The organism is Corynebacterium sp., from assembly GCF_043426755.1.
Taxonomy (GTDB): domain Bacteria; phylum Actinomycetota; class Actinomycetes; order Mycobacteriales; family Mycobacteriaceae; genus Corynebacterium.
This window is the reverse complement of sequence record NZ_JBHWRP010000091.1, coordinates 1-21709: the sequence shown is the minus strand read 5'-3', so window position 1 is coordinate 21709 and position 21709 is coordinate 1. Positions and strand designations below refer to the sequence as shown.

Genomic DNA, 21709 nt, shown 5'->3' with positions numbered 1-21709 from the left:
AGTGGTGAATCTTTAAGCAGTAATTGATTATTTAACGTGTTCCCTCATGAGCTCGAGGGATTCCTTTGCGGCCTTCACAACGTTGTCCGTGGTGAAGCCGAAACGCTCGAACAGCTCTGCACCCGGTGCGGAAGCACCGAAGTGCTCGATCGAAACGTTACGGCCGAACGTACCAGTGAACTGATGCCACGGCATGGCAATTCCTGCTTCAACAGAAACGCGCGCGCCGACCTCTGGAGGCAGTGCCTCGTTGCGGTAGGACTCGTCCTGCTCCAGGAACCAATCGATCGACGGCACAGACAGGACGCGCGTAGCAACACCCTCGTCCTCGAGCTTCTGAGCGGCCTCAACTGCGTACTGAACCTCGGAGCCGGAAGCCATCAGGATGACATCTGGGGTCTCCTTGGACGCCTCGACAAGTACGTACGCGCCACGCTTGACGCCCTCGCGAGCCTTCTCCTTGGTGCCTTCCAAGACCGGCAGGTTCTGGCGCGACAATGCCAGCGCCTTCGGCTGCTCCTTGCCCTCTAGGGCTGCGGCCCATGCGGCGGTGGTCTCGTTGGCGTCTGCTGGGCGCAGGACCGCGAGGTCCGGAATAGCGCGCAGAGCAGCCAGCGTCTCGACCGGCTGGTGGGTTGGGCCGTCTTCGCCGAGACCAATCGAGTCGTGAGTGAACACGTAGTAGCCGTCGATGCCGGAGAGTGCGCCGACGCGGATGGCGGGGTAGAGGTACTCCGAGAAGATCAGGAAGGTACCGCCGTAGACGCGGGTTGGGCCGTGGAGTGCGATGCCGTTCATGATCGCGCCCATGGCGTGCTCGCGAATACCGAAGTGCAGGTTACGGCCGTATGGGTTCGCCTGGAACATGTCGGTGGAAATTGCCTCCGGACCGAACGACGGGTCAGCCTTGATGATGGTGTTGTTCGAACCAGCCAGGTCGGCGGAGCCACCCCATAGTTCAGGCAGGGTCTTGCCCAGCTCCTGGAGAACGGCCTCGGAGGCCTTACGGGTAGCTACTCCCTTCGGATCAGCGTCCCAGATGGGTAGTTCTGCATCCCAGCCCTCAGGCAGCTCGCGCGCGGTCGTGCGATCCAGCAGAGCCTTGCGCTCAGGGTTCTTCTCTGCCCATGCGTCGAACTTCTTTTGCCACTCGGCATGCTTCTCAGCGCCGCGCTCGACGAGCTTGCGGGTGTGGTTGATCACGTCATCTTCGACTGGGAAGGAGACCTCAGGATCAAAGCCGAGCCCCTTCTTGGTCGCTGCAACTTCTTCTTCGCCCAGTGCGGCGCCGTGGATGGCACCGGTGTTCATCATGGTCGGTGCTGGGTAGCCGATGACGGTCTTGACGCGGATGATGGTTGGGCGAGTGGTCTCCGCCTTCGCCTCTTCGACAGCATCAAGGATTGCGGCGACGTCTTCGCCGGACCCGACCTCGAGGGTCTGCCAGCCGTAGGCCTCGTAGCGCTTCATCACGTCTTCGGTGAACGCGATCTGGGTGTCGTCCTCAATCGAGATCCGGTTGTCATCCCAGAACAGGATCAGGTTGCCCAACTTCTGGGTGCCGGCCAGCGACGATGCCTCAGAGGTGACGCCCTCTTGGAGGCAGCCGTCGCCTGCAACGGCGTAGATGTAGTGATCGAAGGGGGACTCGCCGGCCGGTGCCTCAGGGTCAAACAGGCCACGCTCACGACGAGCAGCCATTGCCATGCCGACAGCGGAAGCCAAACCCTGGCCGAGTGGTCCCGTGGTGATTTCCACGTGATCGGTGTGGTTGTACTCAGGGTGACCCGGGGTCTTGGAGCCCCAGGTGCGCAGCGCCTTCAAGTCATCCAGCTCAAGGCCGAAACCGCCAAGGTAGAGCTGAATGTACTGCGTAAGGGAAGAGTGGCCCGCGGAGAGGACGAAGCGGTCGCGACCGATCCAGTCCTTATCATTTGGATCCACGTTCATGACGCGTTGGTAAAGGGTGTACGCCAGGGGAGCCAGCGACATCGCGGTACCTGGGTGGCCAGAACCAACATTCTGCACGGCATCTGCGGCGAGTACGCGAACCGTATCGATCGCTCGGGTGTCGTTGTCGGTCCAGTCGTTTGGGTAACGACGTTCGGTCATCGCCTTAAGTTCAGGGGACAGAGTCACAATTTCCTCGCTTTATGTAGAAAATCCGCATCCTGTGGTCCAGTGCGTTAGACACCGCACCACTGGTGCAGGAGAGTGTTGGATCACTTCCCCTCCTACTGTACTGGTAAAAGCACTCTCATTGGTACTATGAGCAAAAAGATTTCTCTATGCGGGTCGTCTCACCACCGAATTCATTCGACTCCCAATGAATCCTCTTCAAATAATCCACTACCTTTATAAAACAGTGGTGTCGGATTACTCTTCTCCCGCCTTGTGGATGTACCATCGTCCGAAGGAATGACAGGCGCTTTACGACGATAAAACCGTCGGGAACTTTCCAGCGGAGGCATCCGACTAGTTCCGTAGACAAGTCCGCAAAGTGCAGTGGCGAGAGAACCGGCCACTGCCCCGACGGATGGGCGCGAATGGAATGAGGAGTAATTCTTGGAGACGATCAAGGCCTATATAGCACTGACAAAGCCTCGGGTCATTGAACTCCTCTTAGTCGCAGCAATCCCTGCGATGCTGCAGGCGAACCGCGGTGTACCCACGCTGACTGAGGTCTGGCTGATCCTCGCCACGCTCTTTGGGGGCTGGATGGGTGCGGGTGCCGCCAACACCTTCAACATGGTCGCCGATTATGACATCGACCAGAAGATGGGCCGGACCCGCGCCCGTCCGCTGGTCCGGGCGAAGATCACCAAGGGAAAGGCAACAGTCTTCGCTTGGGTTCTGCTGATCGCCAGTGTGCTGTGGCTGTGGCTGGTCTGTAACTCCTGGCTGGCCGCGGTCTTCATCCTGCTGACCAACTGGTTCTACATCTACGTCTACACCAAGTGGCTGAAGCGTCGCACCTGGCAAAACGTCATCTGGGGTGGCGCAGCCGGTTGTATGCCTGTCCTTGTCGGTTGGGCCGTGATCCGGGACAACGTTAACGACGGCACCCCAGACCAGTGGTGGCAGGCCGTAGTTCTGTTCATGATCATCTTCTTCTGGACACCACCGCACACATGGGCGCTGGCTATGAAGTATCGCGATGATTATGCCAAGGCTGAGGTACCCATGCTGCCGGTGATCGCCTCTCCGGTAAAAACCACCCAGCAGATCCTGATATATTCCTGGCTGACGGTGATCACCTCACTCCTCATCATCCCGGCGACTTCCTGGATCTACCTTGTAGTCTCGCTTGCGACTGGTGCCGTGTTCCTCATCATGGCCACTAGCTTGCATAACGGAGTCAAGGCTGGCGAAAACGTTAAGCCGCTAAAGCTGTTCATTCTGTCGAATAACTACTTGGCCATTTTGTTTATCGGCCTGTCTATTGATGCAGTCCTCGGCTGGACCACGATCGCCGAGGTACTGGGAATCAATCTGACCCTGTTCTAATGGGAGAGCCTTAAGACTCTCGCACTCGCAAGACCACAGAACCGGTGGTCTTTCTGCTTTGCAGGTCCTCGTGGGCGAGGCGAGCGTCGGAAAGCGGATAACTGTGTCCAATGCGGAACTTCAGCACGCCGTCCTCGATTCCCCGAACGACGGCCTGTGCGCGCATGCGGAACTCGTCGTCGGTGGCGGTATATGCGCCGAGGGAGGGGCGAGTGAGGAAGATTGAGCCGTGAGAATTGAGGATCTGCGGGTCGATCGGGTCGACAGGACCGGAGGCCGCACCGAACAGGCACACCAAGCCGCGGGGCTTCACGGCCTCAAGTGACTCGTGGAAGGTGTCTTTGCCCACGCCGTCGAGAACGACCTCCACGCCGCGTCCACCGTTGCGGCGGCGGACAACCTCCGCAAGATTATCGCTATAGCGGAACACTTCGGTCGCGCCAGCGTCGTAGGCAAGCTCTTCCTTCTCGTCTGAAGAGACAACCGAGTACACGTTTGCGCCCGCGGCTCGGGCGAACTGGGTGGCGAGCAGGCCGACTCCGCCCGCGCCTGCTGTGAGCAATATGGAATCATCGGTCTGAGTGTCATGTACCCCGTGGATGAGGTAGTGGGCAGTCATGCCTTGCAGCAGCATGGAGGCCGCAACTTCGTGGTCGAAACTCTCCGGCACGGCGACGAGCCGGTTGCGCGGGACGATGGCGCGTTCGGCATAAGAGCCCGGCGCATCACACCACGCGACAACCGTGCCCTCAGCTATTTCGCCGCGGGGGTCAGAGATGACGCGGCCGCAGCCCTCGGATCCGGGAATATAGGGCAGTTGTGAGTGGTAGATGCCCTCGCGGAAGTAGGTGTCAATGTAATTGATGCCGGCCACGATGACCTCAACGAGGACGTGGTCGGCATCAGGGGTTGGCTCGGCCACATCGGTGTAGGTAAGAACCTCGGGCCCGCCGTGGTCGGTAATCTGGATGGCTTTCATACCACCCAGGCTACAGAAAGAAGAAGTGTCTGAAACTGTTTTTAGGCAGATACGTGCTGCATCGCAGGAGTATCGTCGATACGCTCGCCGTACTGACGACGACGGCCGTGCGCATAAAGGAAAGCGCTAAACGCCACGACGACCGACGACAAGCCGATGTGAACGGGCACCGTCCAGCGTGGGACACCCAAATAGAACTGGGCCACGCCGACAGCCCACTGCGCCACGATCATCGCGATGAGAACCAACGCGGTGCGCTTCGCGTCCTGCGGGGCGTTCTGACGCCACAGGAGGAACACGACGACCAGAGTTGCAGCCAGATACAGGTACATGCAGCCTGCGTGGACGTAGGCCAGCATCTCGGTGTCGAGCTCCAGGCGGCCCTCCATGCCAACGCCTGCGTCACCTGAGTGCGGGCCGGAACCGGTCACCATCGTGCCCGTAAACAGCACCACGGAAAGAGCGATGGCTGCAACGACCGTCCAGATGCGGGTGGCGTTGCTAAAGCGCTGCACGTGCGGGGCGTCGTCAGGCTCGGCAATGCGCATATATAGCAGCGCAGCGATCCAGACCAAGACCATCGATGGGAGGAAGTGGATGGCCACCGACCACCACTGCAGATCAAGCAAGACAGAAATGCCGCCCAAGATCGCCTGAACGATGATGCCAAGACCGGAGACGAACGACAGCACGAGAATCTCTCGGCGACGCTTCGCGCGCAGGACAGCGATGAATACGACAAGCGCAATCGCGGCTAGTACGAAGGTGAGCAGGCGGTTGCCGAACTCGATGGCTTGGTGAATCCACGGCGCTGCGCCGGCGACCGGGACCAAAGAGCCTTCGTGACACAGCGGCCACGTGTCGCAGCCGAGGCCGGAGCCTGTCACGCGGACGAGCGAACCGGTGACGGTGATGCCACCTTGGGCAATCAGCAGGATGAGCGCGGCGATGCGCTGAAAACGCACGCTGCGCCCTACGCCGTTGTAGGCGGGGTGGGTATCAGGTGCAGTATGAGTTGAGACAGACATCTCAATGTCCTTCTTCATGGTTAATCAATCTTTGGTATGAACGTCAGCATATCGGAGAAAGGGCCCAAAATAGTAGCTGACTAGCCGTCAAAGCGGAACCACTTCACAGCAGCGAGCGTGCCGACGAGCGCCCATGCCAACAACACCAGCCACCCGACGAGGTGAATGCCACCCTGAAAGGCAGCGTCGATCACTGTAGTCAGGGCAACCGTCGGTACCAGAACCCACAGGCCAGGATTGGCAATCGCTCCGATATAGACGACGAAACCGACGATGCCGATCAGGATCATCCAAATCAGGTTAGCCAGGCCGAGCACCAGCTCCGAGCGCAGGGAACCACCCATCAGCAAACCCAAAGACGTGAAACAAATCACGCCAATGAACAGGGCGATCGCACCCATGATGCCTCCGAGCAGTGACACGCGCCAGCCGACGATGATCGCTACCGCACTGATGATGATCAGCTGTACCGCGGTCATGGTGAGCACGCCAATAATTTTTCCGGCGATGATCGTCCACCGTGGCACGCCAGAGGCACCGGTGCGTTTCAAGGCGCCATAACGACGATCAAACGCCAGAGAAATCGCCTGGCCAGTAAAACCTGCACTGGTCGCTGCCATGGCAAACACCATCGGGACGATATCGTTGACGGTTGCGTCGCCTAGGAGAGGCAGGTTGGCTGCGGCAATCAGCACCACCACGGGGATGATGATGTTCAGCAAGATCTGCTCGCCGTGCTGGAGCATGAGCTTGGATTCGATGCGCCCTTGGGCCAGAGCCATCTTCCATGGGGAGGCGCGGCGCGGAGCCGGCGTAAAGGTTCCAGGGGCAATGGAATTGGTAGGCATGTCCTAGCTCCTCAGCTCTCGTCCGGTGATATCCAAAAAGACTTCTTCCAGGTTGCGATGACGAACCCCGAGGCTGCGAATCAACACACCTTGGCGCGCAGCCTCCGCGGCGACCGATGCGATGAGTTCCGGTGACGCAGGGTGGTCGAGGTGATAGTGCAGTGGCCGGTCGGAGCGCACGGTTACTCCCGCGGCCTCGGCTGCGGCGAGATCGAAAGGCGATTCCGTTTCAAAGGTGAGGTAATCCGCTGTGTTGTCGGCCGTGAGATCGCTCGGGGTGCCTTCGGCCACGATCTGGCCGTGGTCCACGATTACGACGTGGTCGGCCAAGGATTCAGCTTCGTCCATCAGGTGAGTGGTGAGGATCACCGTTGTTCCGTCGTTACGCATGGCGTTGACGATGTCCCATACTGCGAGGCGCGACTGCGCATCCATGCCCGCGGTGGGCTCGTCGAGAAAAATCATTTCGGGCCGGCCGATCATCGCCAAGGCGAGCGATAGTCGCTGCTTTTGCCCTCCGGACAGTCGCTTGTAGGTGGTCTTCGCCACGCCTTCTAACCCCAACAGTTCCATGAGCCACTGGGGATCATGGGGGTCCTCGTTATAGCTGGCTGAAAGCCGTAACATGTCGCGAACCGTGATGCTGTTGTAGGACCCACCACCTTGGAGCATGATGCCGATGCGGGCCCGCACCTGCTCACCTTGAGTGGTCGGGTCGAGGCCCAGCACCGAGATCGAGCCCGAGGTAGGGGACTGGAATCCCTCACACATCTCGATGGTGGTGGTCTTGCCGGCGCCATTTGGGCCCAGCAGAGCGAGAATCTCACCACGGCGGGCGGCAAAACTTAGCCCATCGACAGCTGTCTTCGACCCAAAACGCTTCACCACGTTGTCAACGCGCAGCGCGGGTCCGTCAAAAGTCGTAGTCACTCGTCCTACAGTAGCCTACGCAGGCGCTGCGACCGAAGCCAGATCCAGGCGAGCAACGCCAGCAGTAGGCAGCTCACCAGCGCACTAATGTAAATCGATGCCACCGTCCCCGGAGGCAGCGATAGACCACGTGGCAGCACGATGAAGCTGAAAAAGGCCGAGTAGATCACGACTGCGCCGCGGAAAAAGGTGCGATTAGCCCACGCAGCTAGCGGCACAATAGCCCACAGCATGTACCAGGGATGGACCACGGGGAATAAGAGGACAAGGACGAATGTCGCCACGCCCAACCCTCCGACTGGGTGAATCGAGCCACGGTAGGTGCCCAGCAGCATGCGCAGCATAAACAGGCCTGCTATGAGGATGCCGATCCCGCGGGTAAGCAAAAGCATCGCTTCGGCGTGATCACCAAGGCCAAGCAGCATCCCCAAGAAGCCGAAGACGACACCGATATTGGTGCTCATCGACAACCAGCTTCGAATCGTGGCAGCCCCACCTTGTCCGGTGACCCACCCAAAACCAATGCCGGTTATCCACGCCACCAACAAGGCTGTGCCAACCAGCAGAACTACCTGGACGACGACCGCCTTGACTATGCCGGACCATCCGCCCCACGCTCGTGCCAGCGCCATCCCGACGAAACCCAGTGCCATAAAGCCTGTGACTTTCACCATTCCGGCACAGGTGATCAGGGCGCCGGACGCAATGATTAATGTCCAGGCGCGGGAGGGGTGATCGTCGATAAGCGAAATGCCCTGCAAGCCGACTTCCACTCCGACCAGCATGAAGCCCAGTAGAAGGGACTCGTTGTGAATACCTCCGACGAGGTGGAGGATGGTGAGCGGATTGAGGATCCCCAGCCACAGGGCGGTGGCTGGGGCGACATGGCAGCGACGGGCTAATCGGGTGATCGCCCACGCAGCTCCGAGTAATCCGAGGAGGGAGACGGCGCGGTGCGTGAGTACGCCGAGCAAGATCGAATCGTTGGTGAGGCGGGAGATCAGCGCCGCGATCCCCAGCGCTACGGGGCCATAGGGGCTGGGGGATTCTGCCCAAATAAAGGGCACGGAGCGCGCGAGATGATGCTCGCGCCCCAGCAGTTCCACGGGGCCGGCGGCATAGGGATCCATACCCTGCGCGACGATTGATCCTTGGGCCAAATAAGAATAAATGTCTTGGGTGAAAATCGGGGCAGTGAACAGGAGCGGAATGGTCCAGGCAACGAACGTCCGCATGATCATGCCGGGACTTATCGACGAGGCGTGGTTGCGACCGGTTAAAAACGGTCCCATCAGTACCCAGGCGACAACTAGCATGGCCACACCGATCAGCACGATCACTGAGGATGCTTGGAGCATGCGCGCCATGATCGCGCCACCTGGAAGATTATTGAAGGGGTTGCCGACCACGGGCAGAGCCCCCGCGCCGAGGGCGCCGATGCCGATCAGTAGCGCTCCGACTGTGCCGAGGATGCGCAACACCATGAACCGGTTGAGCTCGCGCGGTGGGGCATACTGTGACTTCTCAGCGTCCGTGGCCGTGTCGGGGCCCTGATTCAGCCGTGCGGAGCGGGAACCAGCGGAGCCTAAACGCGGCAGCTCGTCGGCGATACTGCCGAGTCCGCGCCGACGTTGAGGTTCCTTCATAAAAAGTCATTCTACAAAGTGAGCCACAGGTAGCGTGAACCCGCGCGCACATGTGATGGCATTTGCGCTGGCTTAAAGCCTCGGGTGGACACTGGGAATGAATTTAGGCACACTAGTGTTGTCTAAAGATAGCTGCTTGATTTGCAAGCGGCGGAGACGGAACACGCAACAACTCGGAGGTGACCACATGGCAAGCAAGGCGCGCTCCACCGATGGAGAAACCCGCAAAAACGTCATGCTGCTCCTGTTGAAGCTTGGGCCTTCCAACGCGGGCGAATTAGGAGAGCATCTCGGCTTATCAGCCGCTGGTGTCCGCCGACACCTAGACATTTTGGTGGAAGAACACCTTGCCGAAAACTGCGAAGCACCCGGAATCAGCGGCCAAACCCAATCTCGGGGGCGGCCTGCCAAGACGTATCGGTTGACGGAGCAGGGCAGGGCGCAGTTCGGACACAGCTATGACACCCTCGCTTTACTAGCACTCGATCAACTTCGAGAGGCTGGGGGAGACGAGGCGGTGCGCGCACTGGCACGTGGGCGTATCGAACAGATCCTGGACGACATTGAACCGGCAGGAGATGACGATGTCTCTGTAGAAGAGACCACGCGTGAGGTAGCGGAGGCGTTTGACCGCAACGGCTACGCCGCCACGGTGACCCGGGCAGGAACCGGAATCCAGATTTGCCAACACCACTGTCCTGTTGCGGCAGTGGCAGCCGAGCACCCAGAACTGTGCGAAGCGGAGCATTCGGCAATTTCGGAGATCACCGGCGTTCACGTGCAACCACTGGCATCCATTGCTGGTGGCCACGGTGTGTGCACCACCAATATTCCCCTCGCAATCAAAGCGAGGACTCAGACGGAAAGGAGCGACTCTTGACCAAAGCTAACCCAGCACCAGGTCTTGAAGCCCCGATGAGCGATGACGAAATCATCGATTCCATCGGCGCATATAACTACGGCTGGCATGACTCCGACGAGGCAGGCGCGTCCGCGCGCCGCGGCCTCAGCGAAGAAGTCGTGCGCGATATTTCAGCCAAGAAGGAAGAGTCCGAGTGGATGCTGAACCAGCGTCTCAAGGCACTCGACATCTTCGAAAAGAAGCCTATGCCCAAGTGGGGCGCGGACCTTTCGGAGATCGACTTCGACAACATCAAGTACTACGTCCGCTCGACCGAAGGTCAGGCGCAGACGTGGGAAGATCTCCCGGAAGACATTAAGAACACTTACGACAAGCTTGGCATCCCCGAGGCTGAGAAACAGCGCCTCGTTGCGGGTGTTGCAGCACAGTACGAATCCGAGGTCGTTTACCACCAGATCCGCGAGGACCTCGAGGAAAAGGGTGTCATCTTCCTGGATACTGACACCGCCCTGAAGGAGCACCCTGAGCTTTTCAAGGAGTACTTCGGTTCCGTCATCCCAGCCGGCGACAATAAGTTCTCCGCGCTGAATAGCGCTGTGTGGTCCGGTGGCTCGTTCATCTACGTCCCACCTGGCGTGCACGTGGACATCCCACTGCAGGCCTACTTCCGTATCAACACGGAGAACATGGGCCAGTTCGAGCGCACCCTGATTATTGTCGACGAAGATGCTTACGTGCACTACGTCGAGGGTTGCACTGCACCGATTTACAAGTCTGACTCCCTGCACTCCGCAGTGGTGGAGATCATCGTGAAGAAGGGCGGCCGCTGCCGCTACACCACCATCCAGAACTGGTCGAACAACGTCTACAACCTAGTGACCAAGCGTGCCAAGGCTGAAGAGGGCGCGACCATGGAGTGGGTCGACGGCAACATCGGTTCCAAGGTGACCATGAAGTACCCAGCTGTCTGGATGACCGGTCCACACGCCAAGGGCGAGGTGCTCTCCGTAGCATTCGCCGGTGAGGGCCAGTTCCAGGACACCGGCGCGAAGATGACGCACATGGCTCCGCACACTTCGTCGAATATCGTGTCCAAGTCTGTGGCACGTGGCGGCGGACGCGCAGCCTACCGTGGCCTGATTCAGGTCAACGCTAACGCGCACCATTCTTACTCCAACGTGGAGTGTGACGCGCTGCTGGTCGACAACATCTCGCGTTCGGACACCTACCCATACAACGACATCCGTAACGATCACGTCACGCTGGGCCACGAGGCAACCGTCTCGCAGGTCTCCGAGGAGCAGCTGTTCTACCTGATGAGCCGCGGCATCCCTGAGGAAGAAGCAATGGCAATGATCGTTCGTGGCTTCGTCGAGCCCATCGCAAAGGAACTCCCGATGGAGTACGCGCTTGAGCTCAACCGCCTGATTGAACTACAGATGGAAGGATCGGTGGGCTAAAACCCATGGCAGATACAGTTGTACAGTCTGGTGGCGCTAACCAGACCAAGGGTGACCTGTTCTCTTCCTTCAACGTGGAAGACTTCGAGGTACCAGGTGGCCGTGACGAGGTGTGGCGTTTCGTCGCGCTGCGCCGGATGCGCGGATTGCACAATGGCGAATTCGCGCCAGCGACCAAGGCCAACATTGAGGTCAAGGGGTCCGAGGCAGTCACTGTCGAGACCGTTACGCCTAACGACGAGCGCCTCAAGATTGCCGGCGGCGCCGTTGATCGCGTTGCTGCACAGGCCTGGACCTCTGCAGAAGACGCGACGATCGTCACCATCCCAGCCAACGAAGCTATCGATGAGCCGATCATCATCACCATCACCGGTGCTGGTGAGGACGTGACGTCGTTTGGCGCTGTTCTGGTTCAGACCGAGACCGGATCGGATGCCACCGTCGTCGTTCAGTACCAAGGCTCCGGCACCCACGCAGACAACGTCAACTTCGTGCTTGGCGATAATTCACGCCTCGACGTTGTTGTCGATGCCAACTGGGAACAGGATGCAGTCCACCTGGGACAGCAGAATGTCGTCGTTGGCCGTGACGCAACCCTGCGCCACACCGTGGCAACATTCGGCGGCGAAATCGTCCGCATCGTGCCACGTGTGAAGTTCACCGCCCCAGGCGGCGATGCCGAACTGCTGGGCGTGTACTTTGCCGACGATGGTCAGTACATCGAGAACCGTCTGCTCGTTGACCACGCCGTGCCAAACTGCCGCTCCAACGTGATGTACAAGGGCGCGCTCCAGGCTGATAAGCAGTCCAAGCTGCCAGAGGCTCGGACCTGCTGGGTGGGCGACGTGCTCATCCGCTCCGGCGCACAGGGCACCGACACCTACGAGGTCAACCGCAACCTCGTGCTCACCGAGGGCGCTCGCGCTGACTCGATTCCGAACCTGGAGATCGAAACCGGTGAAATCGTCGGCGCAGGCCACGCGGCTACCGTCGGACGTTTCGACGATGAGCAGGTCTTCTACCTGCGCAGCCGTGGTATCCCGGAGGATCAGGCTCGCCGTCTGATCATCCGTGGCTTCTTCGACGAAGTCATCCGCCAGGTCCCTGTTGAGTCTGTTCGCGAGGCACTGGCAGAGCGCGTCGAGGACGAGCTGGGCCAGATCAACCTCTAAGCCCGCACCTGACAAACATCACGAATAAGAAAGAAAAGAGCTTTAATGTCTACTCTTGAAATCAAGAATCTCCACGCTCAGGTGCTGCCGAGCGAGGAAGGCCAGGAACCGACCCCGATCCTGAAGGGCGTCAACCTGACCATTAAGTCCGGCGAGACCCACGCGATCATGGGCCCTAACGGCTCCGGCAAGTCCACCCTTGCTTACGCGTTGGCTGGCCACCCACGTTATGAGGTCACCGAAGGCGAAGTCCTCATGGACGGCCAGAACCTGCTCGACCTCGAGGTTGATGAGCGCGCACGCGCCGGCCTTTTCTTGGCCATGCAGTACCCAACCGAGGTACCGGGTGTGTCCTCCTCCAACTTCATGCGCTCTGCCGTGACGGCTGTGCGCGGTGAGGCACCGAAGCTGCGCGAATGGGTCCAGGAACTCAACGGTCAGCGTGAAGCGCTGCAGATCGATAAGTCCTTCGGCGAGCGCTCCATCAACGAGGGCTTCTCCGGCGGCGAGAAGAAGCGCCACGAGGTGCTGCAGCTCGGTCTGCTGAAGCCGAAGTTCGCTGTCATGGACGAGACTGACTCCGGCCTGGACGTTGACGCACTGCGCATCGTCTCGGATGGAATCAACGCGTTCCAGGAGGAGACCAACGGCGGCATCCTCATGATCACCCACTACAAGCGCATCCTGAACTACGTGAAGCCGGATTACGTTCACGTGTTCGCGGACGGCAAGGTCGTCAAGACCGGTGGCGCTGAGCTGGCTGACCAGCTTGAGGCCGACGGTTACGATCAGTTCCTGAAGTAATAGAAGGAACTTAGGAAAGGATACGACGAGGAACACATGACTTTTACACACGCAGACGGAACGCTGAACGTCGACGCTATCCGCGCCGAATTTCCCATCCTCGGCCGCACTGTGCGCGACGACAAGCCCCTAATCTATTTGGATTCGGGCGCTACCTCGCAGCGTCCGGCGCGGGTGTGGAAGACTGAAGAGCACTTCGTCATGAACAATTTCGCCCCCGTTCACCGTGGCGCCTACGCCATGGCAGAGGAGGCGACCGACGCTTACGAAACCGCACGCGAGAATATCGCACGGTTCGTGGGCGCGTCCGGCGAGGAAATCGCCTTTACGAAAAACGCGACAGAGGGCTTGAACCTCGTTGCATATGTGCTTGGCGACGAGCGCGCCGGCGATCTGCAAGTCACCGAAAACGATACGATCGTCATCACCGAGCTGGAACACCATGCGAACCTGGTTCCGTGGCAGGAGCTGGCACAGCGCACTGGTGCAACGCTGAAGTGGTACAAATCCACCGAGGATGGCCGCATCGACCTGGATTCTCTGGAACTCGACGATTCAGTCAAGGTTGTTGCGTTTACCCACCAATCAAATGTGACCGGTGCGGTGGCAGATGTGGCAGAGATCGTGCGCCGCGCGCAGGCCGTCGGCGCGTTGACGGTGCTGGATGCATGCCAGTCAGTGCCGCACATGCCGGTGAATTTCCATGATTTGGACGTCGACTTTGCCGCTTTCTCCGGCCACAAGATGCTCGGCCCTTCCGGCGTGGGTGTCGTGTACGGCAAGGCGGAGCACCTAGAGAAGCTGCCCCCATTCTTGACTGGTGGCTCGATGATCGAGGTCGTCACTATGGAGAAGACCACCTTCGCCGATATCCCGCAGCGCTTCGAGGCCGGCACGCAGATGAATAGCCAAGTCGTTGGCTTAGGTGCTGCCGTTGAGTTCCTCGACGAGGTAGGCATGGAGGCCATCCAGGCCCATGAGCACAAGCTCACCGCCTACGCGTTGGAGCAGCTCCAAGCCATTGATGGTTTGACGATTTACGGCCCAACCACCGCCGAAAACCGTGGCGGGGCAGTAGCCTTCGGCGTGGACGGCGTTCACCCGCATGACTTGGGCCAAGTGCTCGATTCTGAGGGCGTGTGCATCCGAGTCGGTCACCACTGCGCGTGGCCGGCACACCGGGCGCTGTCGGCGCAGTCCACTGCGCGCGCTAGCTTCTATCTGTACAACACTGAATCTGAAATTGATGCGCTGGCAGCCGGTATCCGCAAGGCGCAAGAATTCTTTGGGGTGAACTAGATGAACCTTGAATCGATGTACCAGGAAGTCATCCTGGACCACTACAAGAACCCGAGGCATGCAGGTCTGCGCGATCCTTTCGACACTGAGGTTCACCACGTCAACCCCTCCTGCGGGGACGAACAGACCGTCCGGGTGAAGCTTTCCGACGATGGAAGCGTGGTCGAAGACGTCTCCTATGACGCCGAGGGATGCTCCATTTCGCAGGCGTCGACCAGTGTCATGACCGAGGAGATCATCGGCTTGCCTGTCGACGAAGCGATGAAGAAACTTGACGCATTCGACGAGATGATCACCTCGCGCGGCACCAAAGAGGGCGACCCTGAACTCATTGGCGATGGAGTTGCATTTTCGGGTGTCGCGAAATTCCCCGCACGTGTGAAATGCGCGCTGCTGGGCTGGAAAGCATTTCAGGCAGCAACCGCTGAAGCATTAGAAGAAAAGGAAAAGAAGTGACTGAGCCGAACAACACCACTGAACCAACCGACGAGAAGCAGACCTCTGAGTCCCGCTTCGAGGGTGCCGGTGTGCGCCCACCGCAGACTGAGGAACACCAGTCCCTAGCATTCGACGCTGAAGAGTACATGCGTGACGTGATTGACCCAGAGCTGGGCATCAACGTCGTGGATCTAGGCCTAGTTTATGAAATCTTTTTCGTCGACCATGAGGGCGAGGATCGCGAGTGTGTCATCAACATGACGTTGACTTCACCTGCGTGTCCTTTGACCGATGTGATGGAAGACCAGGCTGAACAGGCGATCGTCGGAAATGGCATCGCTGACCGCCTCACCCTGAACTGGGTGTGGATGCCACCATGGGGCCCGCACATGATTACTGAGGAAGGCCGCGAGCAGCTCCGCGCGCTCGGCTTCGCTGTCTAAACCTAAGCTAGGAAAATACGCCTGACACACGTCAGGCGTATTTTTTATCCATACCAGGGAGAAATAAGTCCGATCTCCGCGGCGAGCACGATAAGGAACATAAATATAAAGGGTATGGCTTTCATGACGAGCCTTATTACCTCGTCGTCCACCGATATATTCCAAGATCGCGCCCGTGTTGCGTCCGACCGAGAGCCACTGACGCTGGCTAGTGAGCTTTTCGGCGACGCACCTTTGTGTTCCCCTCCTGTGTCAAGAGGCTGGATTGAAATCGACGTTGCCATGTCTGGAGCAATGCCGTACGCGGCAAGATGCCTGCGAGCATCCGCCTCCTTGGGCTCGGAATCAAACCGAGCCACCAGAGATCCGTGCTGATATTCGCTCAGAGAGTACTTGATCAGGTACTCTCCGCCCCCGAGTGAGTGTGTCGTCATTTGCCTAGGACATCGTCCAGCCACCATCGACAGGGATGGTGGCGCCGGTGACGTAGGACGCGTAATCGGAGGCCAGGAAGAGTGCTGCGCCCGCAACATCCTGTGGCTGGCCTAGACGGTGCATGGGGATGGGGGAGACGAAAGCATCGTAGACGTTTTCGTCCTTCAGCAAGTCCTCGGTCATGCCGGTTACACCGGTACCTGGAGCGATGGCGTTTGCGCGGACGCCGTCGTCGGCATAGTCCACGGCGATCGCGCGAGTAGCGGAAATGACGCCGCCCTTCGTGGTGGCATAGCCAAACGCGTCGGGGAAGCCGATCACACCACCGGCCGACGCGGTGTTGATGATCGAGCCCTTAGTCTTCTTCAGGTGCGGCATGGCGTACTTGCAGCCTAGGTACACGCCGGTGAGGTTGACGTTGAGGGAGGCCAGCCAGCCGTCCATCTCGGTTTCCTCGACGTTGCCGGGTACGTACACACCCGCGTTGCTGAACAGGACGTCGATCTTGCCGAAGTGCTTGATCGCCTGGTCGATGAAGTTCTTAACGTCGTCTTCTTTGGTCACGTCCGCGGTGACGGCGATGGCGCGGCGTTCGTCGGCCTGGATTTCGCCGGCGACAGCTTGAGCGGCTTCTGTGTTCATATCGACGACGACTACTGCGGCGCCCTTTTCGGCGAAGAGTTTGGCGGTGGCTTTGCCGAAGCCAGAGCCGGCGCCGGTGATGATTGCTACTTTGTCCTTCAACATTTTTTCCATGGCTTTAATTCTAATAGGATGATCTACCGTTTCGCAGGTGAAGCGGGGTGCGGGGTACACTGTGCCCTTGTGATTGTCACCAATGATCTTGAAGTCCGAGTCGGCGCGCGCACCCTGCTGGAGGCCCCTGGCCAGCACCTACGTGTGCAGCCTGGTGATCGGATCGGGCTGGTGGGTCGCAACGGCGCGGGAAAGACGACGACGATGCGCATCCTTTCGGGGGAGACCGAGCCCTATGGTGGCTCGGTGACGCGCTCCGGCGAGGTCGGCTATCTGCCGCAAGATTCCCGCGAAGGCAATATAGATCAGTCGGCGCGTGACCGCGTTCTTTCGGCGCGGGGACTGGACCGGATCCGGGCGGCGATGGACAAGCAGCAGGAGATCATGGAGATCGCCGAGGGCTCCAAGCGCGATACGGCCATCAATAAGTATTCCCGCCTGGAGGAGCAGTACCACGCGCTCGGCGGCTATGAGGCAAACGCGGAGGCGGCCCAGATTTGTGACAACCTGGGCCTGCCCGAGCGAATCCTTGATCAGCCTTTGAAGACGTTGTCGGGCGGGCAGCGCCGCCGCGTGGAGTTGGCACAGATCCTGTTCGCGGCGAACAACGGCTCCGGCAAGTCGACGACCACGTTGCTTCTCGACGAGCCCACCAACCACTTGGACGCGGATTCGATCGGGTGGCTGCGCGGATTCCTCGCCAAGCACGAAGGCGGCCTGATCTTGATTTCGCACGACGTCGAACTCCTCGATGCGGTCTGCAACAAAGTCTGGTTCCTCGATGCTGTGCGCGCTGAAGCCGACGTGTACAACATGGGCTTTTCCAAGTACAAGGACGCTCGCGCGCAGGATGAGGCGCGGCGTCGTCGTGAACGCGCCAATGCAGAGAAGAAGGCTGACGCACTGCAGAAGCAGGCCGCGAAGCTGGGCGCGAAGGCGACGAAGGCCGCCGCGTCGAAGCAGATGTTGGCACGTGCGGAGCGCATGATGAGCGAGCTTGACGACGTCCGCGTTGCCGACAGGGTAGCCCACATTTCCTTCCCCGAGCCCGCGCCCTGTGGCAAGACTCCGCTGCACGCCAAGGGACTGACCAAAATGTATGGCTCCCTAGAAGTCTTCGCCGGTGTTGATTTGGCCGTGGATAAGGGTTCGCGCGTGGTTGTGCTGGGGACTAACGGTGCGGGTAAGACCACCTTGCTCAAGCTGCTCGCGGGCGTGGAGCGTACCGATGGGGAAGGGGGCATCGTCTCCGGCCACGGCCTAAAGATTGGCTATTTTGCCCAGGAACACGACACCATCGACCCCGACAAGACCGTCTGGGAGAACACCATCGAGGCCTGCCCCGATGCCGGCCAGCAGGACCTTCGCGGCCTGTTGGGCGCATTCATGTTTTCCGGCGACAAACTAGAGCAGCCCGCGGGCACCCTATCCGGTGGCGAGAAGACGCGCTTGGCGTTGGCTACCCTGGTGTCCTCGCGGGCAAACGTATTGCTCCTCGACGAGCCCACCAACAACCTGGATCCGCAGTCCCGCGAGCAGGTGCTGGATGCACTGCGCACCTACACCGGCGCGGTGGTGCTGGTCACCCACGACCCGGGCGCCGTGCGCGCTCTCGAGCCGGAGCGCGTGATCATCATGCCGGAGGGCGACGAGGACCTGTGGAGCGACGAATACATGGAGATCGTCGAACTTGCTTAACGACGAATGGCCTTGTCCACCTCAACCGCAGCAAACACGATAAGGCCGACGATCAGCGGTACGATCCACGTATCCAGCGCGACTGGTGTGGTGTCGAAGGCCATCTGCATAAACGGCGTGTAGACGAAGATCAGCTGCAGCACCAGCATGATTCCAACGCACAACCAAGAGATCGGATTTGTGGTGAACAATTCTTTTCGCAGTGCGCTGACCTTACTGAAACGGGCAGTGAATAGGTAGAAGATCTGGGCGATAACGAGCGTGTTTACCGCGACGGTGCGGGCTTGATCAACACCGACGCCAGTGGACATCTGCCAAGCAAATACACCGATGGTGGCCCCACCAATCAACAAGGACACGTATGCGATGCGGATAATCGCCTCAGAGTTGAGGAATGCCTCGCTCGGGTCCCGTGGCTTGCGCTGCATGATGCCTGGCTCCGGTGGCTCAAAGGACAGTGCCAGGGACAAAGTCACCGCGGTGATCAGGTTGACCCACAGCACCTGCAGGGGAGTGATCGGCAAGGTCATGCCGACGAGCATCGCGACGAAGATGACCAGACCTTGCGCACCGTTGGTGGGCAGCATGAAGACGATGGCCTTCTTCAAGTTGTCATAGATGGTGCGGCCCATCTTGACGGCGTGGGCGATGGTGGCAAAGTTATCGTCGGCAAGCACCACGTCGGCGGCATCCTTCGTCGCCTCGGTGCCCTTGATGCCCATGGCGACGCCCACGTCGGCCTGCTTCAGGCTGGGCGCGTCATTGACCCCGTCGCCGGTCATGGAAACTACTTCGCCGTTGGCTTGCAGTGCCTGGACGAGGCGGAGTTTGTGCTCGGGGGAGGTGCGCGCGAACACTACGGTGTCCTTGACCATTTCGCGCAGTTCTTCGTCGTTCGCTTCTTCCAGCTCCGCGCCGGTCAGCGTGTGAGAGTGGGCGCCGGCGATGCCGATTTCGCGGGCGATAGCCGTGGCAGTAGAAGCGTGGTCGCCGGTGATCATGCGGACCTTGATGCCCGCCTTCTGCACTGTGTCGACCGCCTTGATCGCTTCCTCGCGTGGCGGGTCGATGATGCCGTAGAGGCCGAGGAAGATCAGGCCACCGCTGTCGATGCGTTCGGTGGTCAGCTCGCTGTCTTCCTCCGTAGCTGGGCGGTAGGCGGCGGCGAGGACACGCTCACCTGTGGCACCAAGCTGCTCGACCCGCTCCTCCCAGGCCGCGACGTCAATGGGCTCGGGGTTTCCTTCGGCGTCAAGCTGGTACTCGCTGCGCTCCAGGAGCCTGTCGGGAGCACCTTTGACGTGCACACGCGGTTCATCGTCGCCGACGCGGTCCAGGGTGGCCATGTACTTGAAATCGGAGTCGAATGGAACAGCGCTTAGTCGGACATCATCGTCAGGCTCATCAAAACCCGCCTTCAGGGCGAAGGTGCGGATGCCTCCGTCTGTCGGCTCGCCGTTGAGGGTCCAGGATCCGTCTTCCTGTTGGACCACCGAGGAATCATTAGTCAACGCCGCCACGCGGGCGATGCGCAGCAAGTCTGGGTGGTCGGAGGCGTGTGCGGGTTGATCGTCGATAAGCACCTGTCCTTCGGGGGCGTAGCCGGTGCCGGTGACCTCGTAGGTGTTGCTGTTCGTGACCACTTGGCGCACGGTCATTTCGTTGCGCGTCAGGGTGCCTGTCTTATCGGAACAGATAGTGGTGACAGACCCGAGAGTCTCCACGGAATTCATGCGGCGGGTGATCGAATTGCGTTGCGCCATCCGTTGCACGCCGAGCGCCAGAGTAATCGCCATGACGGCGGGAAGGCCCTCGGGAATCGCGGCGACGGCGAAACCGATCGCGGACATGATTAGCTCAATGAAGGTGTAGTCGTAGAAAATCCAGGCGACCACGATCATTGCGATGGCGAGAACCACCGCAACTACCGCCAGCAAGGAGGAGAGCTTGCCCATGGATTTGGTCAGCGGAGTCTCGACCTGCTCGACGTCTTCCAGCATCGTCGTAATGTGGCCGATCTGGGTGTCGGACCCGGTGGAGGTGACAACAGCCACGCCGCTACCCGCGGCAACCGTGGTGCCGGAGAACGCCATGGAGTGCTGGTCGCCGAGGTCAGAGGCTTCGTCGACAGGCGCCGTGGACTTGTCTGCGGGCACGGATTCGCCGGTCAGCGCCGATTCCTCGATGCGGAGGCTGGCGGATTCCACCACGCGGGCGTCAGCGGGCACTTTGTCGCCGGCGCGCAGCTTGATCAGGTCTCCGGGTACCACGTCCTCGGCATCAATGGTCGACCATGTACCGTCGCGCTTAACCTCGGATTCCGGGGAGAGCATCGTGCGGATGGACTCCAACGCGTCAGCAGCTTTCCCCTCTTGGAAGAAGCCGACGAGCGCATTGATCAGGACTACAGCCGCGATGACGATCGTGTCGACGACCTGCCCCAAGACCGCGGTGAGGATACCCGCGGCGATGAGGACATAGATCATCGGGTCATTGAACTGCCGCAACAGGCGCTGCAGAGCGGTCTCTTGCTCCGCGCGTGGCAGTGCGTTCGGCCCGAACTGCTCAAGGCGCGTCTCTGCGACATCGCCACTGAGCCCGCCCGGGGAACTCTCCACCTCCTCATACACCGCATCAATCGTTTGTGCATGGGGGGAGCTGGGTAATGCCAAGGGCGCGCTCATATTCATCGCTTCCTAGGTTGGTAATCTTTATAACCCTAGGCTAATGAAAAACCCGCGCGCCGGTTGTGAGCTTAGTTACGGAAACCGTGCACCGGGGCCGGAATATAGCCGCCACGCTCGATGAACGCGGAGTTGCCAACTTCGTTGACGGGGATCACAGGTGCGTAGCCCAACAGGCCGCCGAAGTTCACTTCGTCGCCAGGAACGGTGCCAGGCACCGGGATAAGGCGAGCAGCTGTGGTCTTATGGTTCATCACGCCGATGGCGGCCTCGTCGGCAATCATGCCCGCGATGGAGGTGGCAGGGGTGTCACCGGGGATGGCGATCATGTCGAAGCCCACCGAGCAGATCGATGTCATCGCTTCCAGCTTGTCCATCGTGATGGAGCCGGAGCGCACGGCGTCGATCATGCCCTTGTCCTCGGAGACAGGGATGAAGGAACCGGACAGTCCGCCCACACGCGAACATGCCATCATTCCGCCCTTCTTCACCGCGTCGTTCAGCAGCGCAAGCGCTGCGGTGGTGCCGTGGGTGCCCACCTGGTCCAAGCCCATGTGTTCCAGGATGTGCGCGACGGAATCGCCCATCTCTGCGGTAGGTGCCAGGGACAGATCGACGATGCCGAAAGGCACGCCAAGGCGTTCTGCCGCCATCGTTCCCACCAGCTGGCCCGTGCGAGTGATCTTGAACGCGGCCTTCTTAATCTCCTCCGCGACATCG

The 21709-nt window shown here is 59.9% G+C and carries 18 protein-coding genes; 9 read left to right on the top strand and 9 right to left on the bottom strand.

Features of this window, described 5'->3' with window-relative positions; all coding sequences use genetic code 11:
- Window positions 1-27 precede the first annotated feature (27 nt).
- Entirely contained in the window at window positions 28-2112 is a 2085-nt protein-coding gene (gene tkt, locus ACHFGA_RS09205) for a transketolase (RefSeq protein ID WP_394282091.1), read from the bottom strand.
- A 453-nt stretch (window positions 2113-2565) separates the two neighbouring features.
- Between tkt and ACHFGA_RS09200 the strand changes: the two genes are divergently transcribed.
- On the top strand, window positions 2566-3507 hold the full coding sequence (locus tag ACHFGA_RS09200) for a heme o synthase (protein ID WP_394282090.1): 942 nt from the start codon (window positions 2566-2568) through the stop codon (window positions 3505-3507).
- Between the two features lie 10 nt (window positions 3508-3517).
- On the opposite strand, the gene ACHFGA_RS09195 is transcribed toward ACHFGA_RS09200, so the two are convergent.
- From ACHFGA_RS09195 to mptB, 5 genes are all read right to left on the bottom strand, one after another.
- Window positions 3518-4486: a quinone oxidoreductase family protein gene (locus ACHFGA_RS09195; RefSeq protein ID WP_394282089.1), complete on the bottom strand. Its 969-nt coding sequence runs from the start codon at window positions 4484-4486 to the stop codon at window positions 3518-3520.
- 41 nt (window positions 4487-4527) lie between these two features.
- A complete protein-coding gene (locus ACHFGA_RS09190) occupies window positions 4528-5514 on the bottom strand; it encodes a heme A synthase (protein ID WP_394282088.1) in 987 nt (328 codons plus the stop codon).
- Window positions 5515-5594: 80 nt separating this feature from the next.
- Window positions 5595-6362, bottom strand: coding sequence for an ABC transporter permease (locus tag ACHFGA_RS09185; RefSeq protein WP_394282087.1), 768 nt, complete (start codon window positions 6360-6362; stop codon window positions 5595-5597).
- 3 nt (window positions 6363-6365) lie between these two features.
- Window positions 6366-7292: an ABC transporter ATP-binding protein gene (locus ACHFGA_RS09180; RefSeq protein ID WP_394282086.1), complete on the bottom strand. Its 927-nt coding sequence runs from the start codon at window positions 7290-7292 to the stop codon at window positions 6366-6368.
- A gap of 5 nt (window positions 7293-7297) precedes the next feature.
- Complete coding sequence (mptB, locus tag ACHFGA_RS09175; protein ID WP_394282085.1) at window positions 7298-8938, bottom strand: polyprenol phosphomannose-dependent alpha 1,6 mannosyltransferase MptB; 1641 nt, start codon at window positions 8936-8938, stop codon at window positions 7298-7300.
- Between the two features lie 187 nt (window positions 8939-9125).
- Between mptB and ACHFGA_RS09170 the strand changes: the two genes are divergently transcribed.
- Genes ACHFGA_RS09170 through ACHFGA_RS09140 form a run of 7 tightly spaced genes read left to right on the top strand, consistent with a single transcriptional unit; the run spans window position 9126 to window position 15416 of the window.
- Window positions 9126-9818 carry a helix-turn-helix transcriptional regulator gene (locus ACHFGA_RS09170; protein WP_394282084.1) on the top strand — a complete coding sequence of 231 codons (693 nt, stop codon included), beginning with the start codon at window positions 9126-9128 and terminating at the stop codon, window positions 9816-9818.
- 35 nt (window positions 9819-9853) lie between these two features.
- Window positions 9854-11260, top strand: coding sequence for a Fe-S cluster assembly protein SufB (gene sufB / locus ACHFGA_RS09165; protein WP_394282123.1), 1407 nt, complete (start codon window positions 9854-9856; stop codon window positions 11258-11260).
- A 5-nt stretch (window positions 11261-11265) separates the two neighbouring features.
- Window positions 11266-12432 carry a Fe-S cluster assembly protein SufD gene (gene sufD, locus ACHFGA_RS09160; RefSeq protein WP_394282083.1) on the top strand — a complete coding sequence of 389 codons (1167 nt, stop codon included), beginning with the start codon at window positions 11266-11268 and terminating at the stop codon, window positions 12430-12432.
- A 45-nt stretch (window positions 12433-12477) separates the two neighbouring features.
- Entirely contained in the window at window positions 12478-13236 is a 759-nt protein-coding gene (gene sufC, locus ACHFGA_RS09155; protein WP_394282082.1) for a Fe-S cluster assembly ATPase SufC, read from the top strand.
- A 36-nt stretch (window positions 13237-13272) separates the two neighbouring features.
- Window positions 13273-14535 (top strand): cysteine desulfurase, encoded by a 1263-nt coding sequence (locus ACHFGA_RS09150; protein WP_394282081.1) that lies wholly within the window; start codon window positions 13273-13275, stop codon window positions 14533-14535.
- Window positions 14536-14991: a Fe-S cluster assembly sulfur transfer protein SufU gene (gene sufU / locus ACHFGA_RS09145; protein WP_394282080.1), complete on the top strand. Its 456-nt coding sequence runs from the start codon at window positions 14536-14538 to the stop codon at window positions 14989-14991.
- A complete protein-coding gene (locus ACHFGA_RS09140) occupies window positions 14988-15416 on the top strand; it encodes a metal-sulfur cluster assembly factor (RefSeq protein WP_394282079.1) in 429 nt (142 codons plus the stop codon). Before sufU ends, ACHFGA_RS09140 begins: the two co-directional genes overlap by 4 nt.
- A 438-nt stretch (window positions 15417-15854) precedes the next feature.
- On the opposite strand, the gene ACHFGA_RS09135 is transcribed toward ACHFGA_RS09140, so the two are convergent.
- Window positions 15855-16607, bottom strand: a complete 753-nt coding sequence (locus ACHFGA_RS09135; protein ID WP_394282078.1) for an SDR family NAD(P)-dependent oxidoreductase — start codon at window positions 16605-16607, stop codon at window positions 15855-15857.
- A 69-nt stretch (window positions 16608-16676) separates the two neighbouring features.
- Between ACHFGA_RS09135 and ACHFGA_RS09130 the strand changes: the two genes are divergently transcribed.
- Entirely contained in the window at window positions 16677-18305 is a 1629-nt protein-coding gene (locus ACHFGA_RS09130) for an ABC-F family ATP-binding cassette domain-containing protein (protein WP_394282077.1), read from the top strand.
- Here the strand turns inward: ACHFGA_RS09130 and ACHFGA_RS09125 are convergent.
- On the bottom strand, window positions 18302-20995 hold the full coding sequence (locus ACHFGA_RS09125) for a cation-transporting P-type ATPase (RefSeq protein ID WP_394282076.1): 2694 nt from the start codon (window positions 20993-20995) through the stop codon (window positions 18302-18304). The two genes, ACHFGA_RS09130 and ACHFGA_RS09125, sit on opposite strands and share 4 nt — an antisense overlap.
- A gap of 65 nt (window positions 20996-21060) precedes the next feature.
- Window positions 21061-21709 (bottom strand): DUF711 family protein (locus tag ACHFGA_RS09120; protein ID WP_394282075.1); only part of this gene is annotated, 649 nt, incomplete at its 5' end.